The sequence below is a fragment of the Vaccinium witches'-broom phytoplasma str. VAC genome (assembly GCF_000309405.1).
GTDB lineage: Bacteria > Bacillota_I > Bacilli_A > Acholeplasmatales > Acholeplasmataceae > Phytoplasma.
In genome coordinates this window covers 1-6,572 of the sequence record NZ_AKIN01000005.1, presented here as the reverse complement: position 1 = coordinate 6,572, position 6,572 = coordinate 1, and the positions used below count along the sequence as shown (strand labels likewise).

At 27.5% G+C, this 6,572-nt stretch carries 7 protein-coding genes; all 7 read right to left on the bottom strand.

The features are described from left to right. Positions 1 to 160: 160 nt before the first annotated feature. Complete coding sequence (gene rsmH / locus RI68_RS00310; protein WP_017193296.1) at positions 161 to 1,126, bottom strand: 16S rRNA (cytosine(1402)-N(4))-methyltransferase RsmH; 966 nt, start codon at positions 1,124 to 1,126, stop codon at positions 161 to 163. A gap of 4 nt (positions 1,127 to 1,130) precedes the next feature. After that, positions 1,131 to 1,349: a DNA-directed RNA polymerase subunit omega gene (gene rpoZ / locus RI68_RS00305; RefSeq protein WP_017192260.1), complete on the bottom strand. Its 219-nt coding sequence runs from the start codon at positions 1,347 to 1,349 to the stop codon at positions 1,131 to 1,133. Positions 1,350 to 1,357: 8 nt separating this feature from the next. Beyond that, positions 1,358 to 1,990, bottom strand: a complete 633-nt coding sequence (gene gmk, locus RI68_RS00300; RefSeq protein ID WP_017193295.1) for a guanylate kinase — start codon at positions 1,988 to 1,990, stop codon at positions 1,358 to 1,360. A 36-nt stretch (positions 1,991 to 2,026) separates the two neighbouring features. Further along, positions 2,027 to 4,504: a leucine--tRNA ligase gene (gene leuS, locus RI68_RS00295; protein ID WP_017193294.1), complete on the bottom strand. Its 2,478-nt coding sequence runs from the start codon at positions 4,502 to 4,504 to the stop codon at positions 2,027 to 2,029. A 35-nt stretch (positions 4,505 to 4,539) separates the two neighbouring features. Further along, positions 4,540 to 4,770, bottom strand: coding sequence for an acyl carrier protein (locus RI68_RS00290; RefSeq protein ID WP_017192263.1), 231 nt, complete (start codon positions 4,768 to 4,770; stop codon positions 4,540 to 4,542). Between the two features lie 195 nt (positions 4,771 to 4,965). Continuing rightward, the gene (locus RI68_RS00285) at positions 4,966 to 5,826 is read right to left on the bottom strand and encodes a DegV family protein (protein WP_017193293.1); all 861 of its coding nucleotides are present in this window, start codon (positions 5,824 to 5,826) and stop codon (positions 4,966 to 4,968) included. A 41-nt stretch (positions 5,827 to 5,867) separates the two neighbouring features. Then, positions 5,868 to 6,572, bottom strand: a 705-nt coding sequence (locus tag RI68_RS00280) for a diadenylate cyclase (protein WP_017193292.1), incomplete at its 5' end; no start/stop codon positions are given.

Sequence of the window (6,572 nt, the reverse complement as noted above, 5' to 3'; positions counted from 1 at the left end):
TTATATCATAACTAAAAAAACAAGCATTTTTATTATATATTAAATTTAAATTTATTGCAAATAAAAAGATGTTTTTATTACAAAAATAATGTTTTTTTTAAAAAACAAATACTTTATTATCCTAAAGGCAATCAAAATATTTGGTTTTTTTAAAAAATTTTTAAATATTTTTAACAGCTGCTCTTAATTTTGCCGAACGACTGCGAAGATTTAATTTTAATTCTTCCTCACTAGGACAAATATTTTTTTTAGTTATAATTTTCAAAGGAGAAGGAGGAATGTCTTTTTCTTTAATAGGTAATTTAGGAAAAAAATGAGTATGACTGTTTTTTTTAAAAAAGTTTTTGACCAAACGATCTTCTAAAGAATTAAAACTAATCACTACCATTTTACCATTTTTTTTCAATAATTGAAGACCTTGTTGCAAAGCTTTTGCTAAAACTTGCAATTCTTGATTTACTTCTACCCTTAAAGCTTGAAAAACTCTTTTAGCGCTGTGACCTCTTTTGTCCTTTTTACCGTAAGAAAAATAAAATTTATCAGTAATTTCTACCAATTCTAAAGTATTTTTTAAAGGGCGTCTTTTAACAATTTCTTTTGCTATTAAAGTTGATTTAGGTTCCTCGCCATAAATAAAAAAAATATTTCTCAACTTTTCGTAACTGTAAGTATTAATAATAGTTTGAGCCGATCGGCTTTGGTTGCGATTCATTCTCATATCTAAAGAAGCATCTTTTAAATAACTAAAACCTCTTTGAGGATCATCAATTTGAAAAGAAGACAAACCTAAATCAAAAATAATACCATCAATAGCATTGATATTTCTTTTCGCCAATTCTTCTTTTAAAAAAGAAAAATTATTATGAATTAAAGTAATTCTTTTTTCTTCTTTAAAAATTTCTTGACATTTAGAAATAGCGAATAAATCTTGATCAAAAGCATATAAAGAACCTTCAGAAAGTTTTTTCAAAATCGCTGAACTATGCCCTCCTCCGCCTAAAGTGGCATCAACATAAATGCCTTGAGGATTAATATCTAAATATTGGATTACTTCCTTTGTGAGAACAGAAATATGAATATCTGGCGTCACTTGTTTAGTTCCTTTTTCATCTTTGGCCATAACCATTTTTTTATTTAAAAACTATTTTAAAATTATCGTTAATAATTTCTGATAAAGCTTTGCTAACGATTTTTTTACTAGGAAGTTTGACAGAAGATAAACTATTGTTTTTCTCTATCACGTGAGCTATTTTACCAGATAAAAAAGCTAATTTATATTTAGAATCAATTCTTTTTAATAATTCATCAATAGAAGGACGATTAATGCCTTCGTTTTTATCTTTTAACATATTCTTTTTCAACCTTTTTTATTTAAAATTTCTGTTAAATAAAAAGAAATACTGTTTTTAACTTTAGAATGTTCAGCAATGATTATAGAAATGATTTTATCAACAGCTTTATCAATATCATCGTTAACTACGATATAATCATATTTATAAGCCAATAAAAACTCTTGATCCGCTTTATCCATTCTTTGGCAAATAATATCTTCAGATTCTGTATTTCTTTTCTTTAAACGATTGTATAAAGCTTGTTTTGTAGGAGGAACAATGAAAATAAAAACAGCGTCTTTGCTAATTTTATGTTTTCTAATTTGTAAAGAACCTTGTACATCAATTTCTAAGATAACTTCTTTACCTTCTTCAACTTGATCTAAGACTTTGTCATAAGGTGTTCCATAATAATTACCGATAAACTTATTATATTCTAAAAAATATTTTTCTTTAATTTTTTGTTGGAAAAACGCTTGATCAACGAAAAAGTAATCTTTTCCTTCTATTTCCCCTGTTCTAGGGGCTCTTGTTGTCATGGAAGAAGAATAAACAAAATTATGACCTTCTTTTTTCAACAAAGCCTTTGTAAGAGTGCCTTTTCCAACTCCTGATGGACCTGAAATTACTATAACTAATCCTTTTTTATGTAATCTCATATTTGTCATATTCTTTCTAAATAATTTTTATAAATTTTAACACCTTGAATCAAAACGAAAAACCAAATTCAATAATTTATTAGAAACATAAATAGTTTTAACGATTTTGCCTTTTTCCACTAAATTAGCGATTTTGTGATCTTTCAATGCTAATTCTAAAATAGCTTCTTTTTCTTGATCTTTATCAGTTTTTATTTTAGCTTTAACTTTACCGTTAATTTGAACCACAATATCTACCGTATCAGCAGTTAATAATGTTTCATCATAAGTAGGCCATTGAGAATAAACCAATTCTTCTGAAAATTCTAAAACTGTTTGGTTTAATTCTTCTGTTAAATGAGGCGATAAAGGGTTTAACAATTGTAAAAAGATTTTCATTTGTTTTTGATCTATTTTTTGATGTTTATAAGCTTCATTAACAAAAATCATCAACTGACTAACGACTTTATTAAATTTTAAATTTTCATAATCTTCTGTAACTGTTTTAATCGTTTGATTCATTATTTTCTTTAAAGGAATAAATTCTTGCGAAACAATTTCAAATGAATCAAACATGTTATAAACACGGTTTAAAAACCTTTGTACCCCTTTTAAACCTTGTTCTGACCAACTTTTACTATCTTCTAGAGGACCCATAAACATCATATAAACTCTTAAAACATCAGAACCATATTTTTCTAAAATCAAAGAAGCGTTAACAGCATTTCCTTTAGATTTGCTCATTTTCAAATTATCATGACCTAAAATCATGCCTTGATTAACTAACTTTAAAAAAGGTTCTTTACTGGAAACCAAACCTAAATCAAATAAAAATTTATGCCAAAAACGGGAATATAATAAATGCCCTACTGCGTGTTCTGTTCCGCCAATATAAAAATCAACTGGCAAAAAATAATCTAATAATTCTTTCGCTTTATCGGCGTTTAAAGGAATCATACCTAAATAATTTTTTAAAATATAACCTATGTAATACCAAGAACTGCCAGCTAACTGAGGCATGGTATTAGAATCTCTTCTAAATTTTTTACCATCTTTTTCAAAATATATCCAAGAGGAAATATTAGATAAAGGTGATGTTCCGTCGCCAGAAACAACAATCTTTTCCACTGAAGGTAATTCTAACGGTAACTCCTCATCAGAATTTAAATAAATATTATCGTTTTTATCATAATAAACAGGGAAGGGTTCGCCCCAATATCTTTGACGAGAAAATACCCAATCATGCATCTGATATGTAAAATTAACTTGTCCCCAATTATTTTTTTGAGCCACAGCGATAATTTTACGATTCGCTTCTTCATAATTAAGACCGTTTAAAAAGTCACTATTAATAAAAATACCGTCTTCCACCTTAATTTCTTTTTCTTCTTGAAGTTCTTTCTTTTCAGAAGGAGAAGTTTGGGTTTCTTCAGGTAATTTAGCAATAGGGATCATTTCTAAATCATATTTACGAGCGAATTCAAAATCTCTACTATCATGATAAGGAACGGTCATAATGGCTCCCGTACCATAATGAGGCAAAACATAATCAGCGATCCAAATAGGGATCTTTTTTTTATTAGCGAAGTTAATAGCATAACTGCCTATAAAAACTCCAGTTTTTTCTTTATTAATATCTCGTTCTAAATTAGTTTTACGTTTAGTACGGTTAACGTATTCATCTACTTCATTCCAACGATCTGGAGTGGTTAATCCAGCTACTAAAGTATGTTCTGGAGCTAAAATTAAGGCTGTTACTCCGAAAATAGTACTAGGTTTAGTGGTAAAAACTGATATCTTTTTATCTTTGACATCTAATAAAGAAAAAACAAAAATAAAACCTTCTTTTTTGCCAATCCAGTTTTTCTGCATTTCTTTTAATTGAGGTGACCATTCTAATAAGTCTAGGTCATCTAAAAGTCTTTCAGCATAATCAGTAATTTTTAAAACCCATTGTTTCATCTTCTTTTTGACTACCGGATAGGACCCTCTTTCAGAGACTAAACCATCCTCAGTAGGAACAACTTCTTCGTTTGCTAAAACAGTCCCTAATTCTTCGCAAAAATTAACTTCTATCTCTTGTAAAGAAGCAAGATTTTTTTCATAAAGTTTTTTAAAAATCCATTGAGTCCATTGGTAAAAATAAGGTTCAGAAGTAGATAATTCTCTCTCCCAATCAACACCTTTGCCTAATTTCTCTATTTGTTTTTTAAAATTATTGATGTTTTCGTAAGTGAAATCTTTAGGATGATTACCAGTATTTAAAGCATATTGTTCAGCTGGCAAACCAAAAGAATCCCAACCAAAAGGATGCAATACATTATATTGCTGCATCCTTTTTAACCTATTAACAATATCACTAGCAGTATAACCTTCAATATGGCCCACATGCAACCCTTGAGAAGAAGGGTAAGGAAACATATCTAAACAATAAAATTTTGGCTTTGTTAAATCTTCACTAGTTTTAAAAGTTTTGTTTTTTATCCAATTTAGTTGCCATTTAGATTCAATTTTTTCGAAATCATAACACAACATAAAAACCCCTTAATATTTCATTTTGACTAATTGTATTATTTAGATGAATTTAATTCAACAAAATCACAAACTTCTTGAATAGTTTTAAACTGTTGTAAAGCCTCATCGCTAATTTTAATATTAAAAATTTGTTCTAATTTAAATACTAAGTTAACAGCATCAATAGAGTCAATCCCTAAATCTTCTTTTAATCTAGTTTTCAACATAATTTTTTCCTTAGGAATGAATAATTGTTCAGAAATTATTTCTTGAATCTTTGTTAACATCTTTATATCCTCGATTAATATATTATTTTAATACTTAAAAAATTTATACAAATCATATAAGAATATTATATATCATATATGATTAAAAATACCGAAATAAACATATTTTTATTTTAATAAAAAAAGGTTTAAACTTTAAATAAGTATTAATCTATCTCTTATCTATCTTTTGAAAAAAAGGTCTTTTATATGTAATTATCCTTTATTTATGTAAATGCCGAAACCTTTTGAGCCAAGGTGAATAGAAACGATAGGAGATATTTGACCGTATACTGATAATTTAAAGTTAGGATTGTTCAAATTTTCTATTTCTTTGATTAATTCATTTACAATAACGTGATTTTCAACATAAATAATTTGAACCTCTACTGTGCCTTCTTCTTCTTCTTGTAATTGAAGAGCATATTTTAATAAATATCTAAAACAACTTTTCCAAGTACGGACATTTTTTTCTAAAGAAATAAAACCTTGTTTCATTTTTAAAATGGTTTTAATCTTAAACAAACTACCTAAAAAAGATTTGAATTTACTAATTTTTTTATTGGCTGCTAGATATTTCAATTCATCTAAAGAAAAAAACATACTGCCTTTTTTTTGTTCTACAACTACTTTTTTAAATATTTCTTCATTAGTTAACTCATTTTCCTTTAAATAATGATGAATTCTGGAAAGAGTGAAATAGGTACCTGGTCCAATACTTTCTGTATCAATAACAGTAATGCGGTCATCGCCTAAAATTTGTTTAGCTTTAAGAGCGCTATTGTAGGTGCCACTGAATTGTTTTGATAAAGTAAGACAAAATATTTTCTCATATCCTAAATCAATTTGTTCTTGATAAGCTTTAACAAAAGCTTGTGGATTAGGTTGGCTGGTAGTTACTTTAATCCCTTGATGCAATAATTTCAATAACTTTTGGTTATCAAAGTCTTTATCGCTAAAAACTTTATTATCGTGTATAATAGTCATATGAACGACACTAAGATCAGGGAAAAGACTTCTTCCAAAATCTCCCCCAATAGTGGATTCAACCACAATTCCTAATTTTCTTTTATTCATATTAAAGTTTTCCTTATTTCTATTGAAAAATATAAATATGTTTAAAGCATAAACATAGATAAATATTCTTGAATTTTATTTTTATCATTGGTTTTTAACATGATACCTTCTAAAGCAATTGAAATATCGCCTGTTTCTTCGGAAACGACAATCGTCATACTATCGGTATTTTCGCTAATGCCTAAAGCTGCTCGGTGTCTTGAACCAGTAGTTTTTTCAAAATGTTGATTATCAGATAACATAAAATAAGTTCCAGCTGATAAAATTTTATTTCCTCTAATAATAACGGCTCCATCGTGTAAAGGTGTATTAACATTAAAAATATTTAACAATAGTTCTTTAGTAACGTTTCCGTCGATTAAAATAGATTTTTGCGCAAATTGTTCTAAAGAGTGATGTTTTTCAATAGTAATCAAAGCGCCTGTTTTTCTTTTGGACAATTCTAAAACACTATCTAAAATATTTTTTTGAGTATTTTTACTCCCCATAACAACATTTTTTCTGCTTTTCCAAGATTTAGAAAGAGCTTGAAGATGGTATCTTAAATAAGGGGCTTTAACGACTATAGGAGCGATAAAAACAAAAGTTAATAAAGGTGTATAAATATCAAATTCTAATTGTTTGTTTAAATCAATACCATTTGAATTCAATAATTTTTTAATAAAATAAACACAAGCGGTTCCTAAAAAAAAAGAATAAATTATTTTGGTTAATTCATATTTGCTGAAAAAAATTTGTAAAGAAAA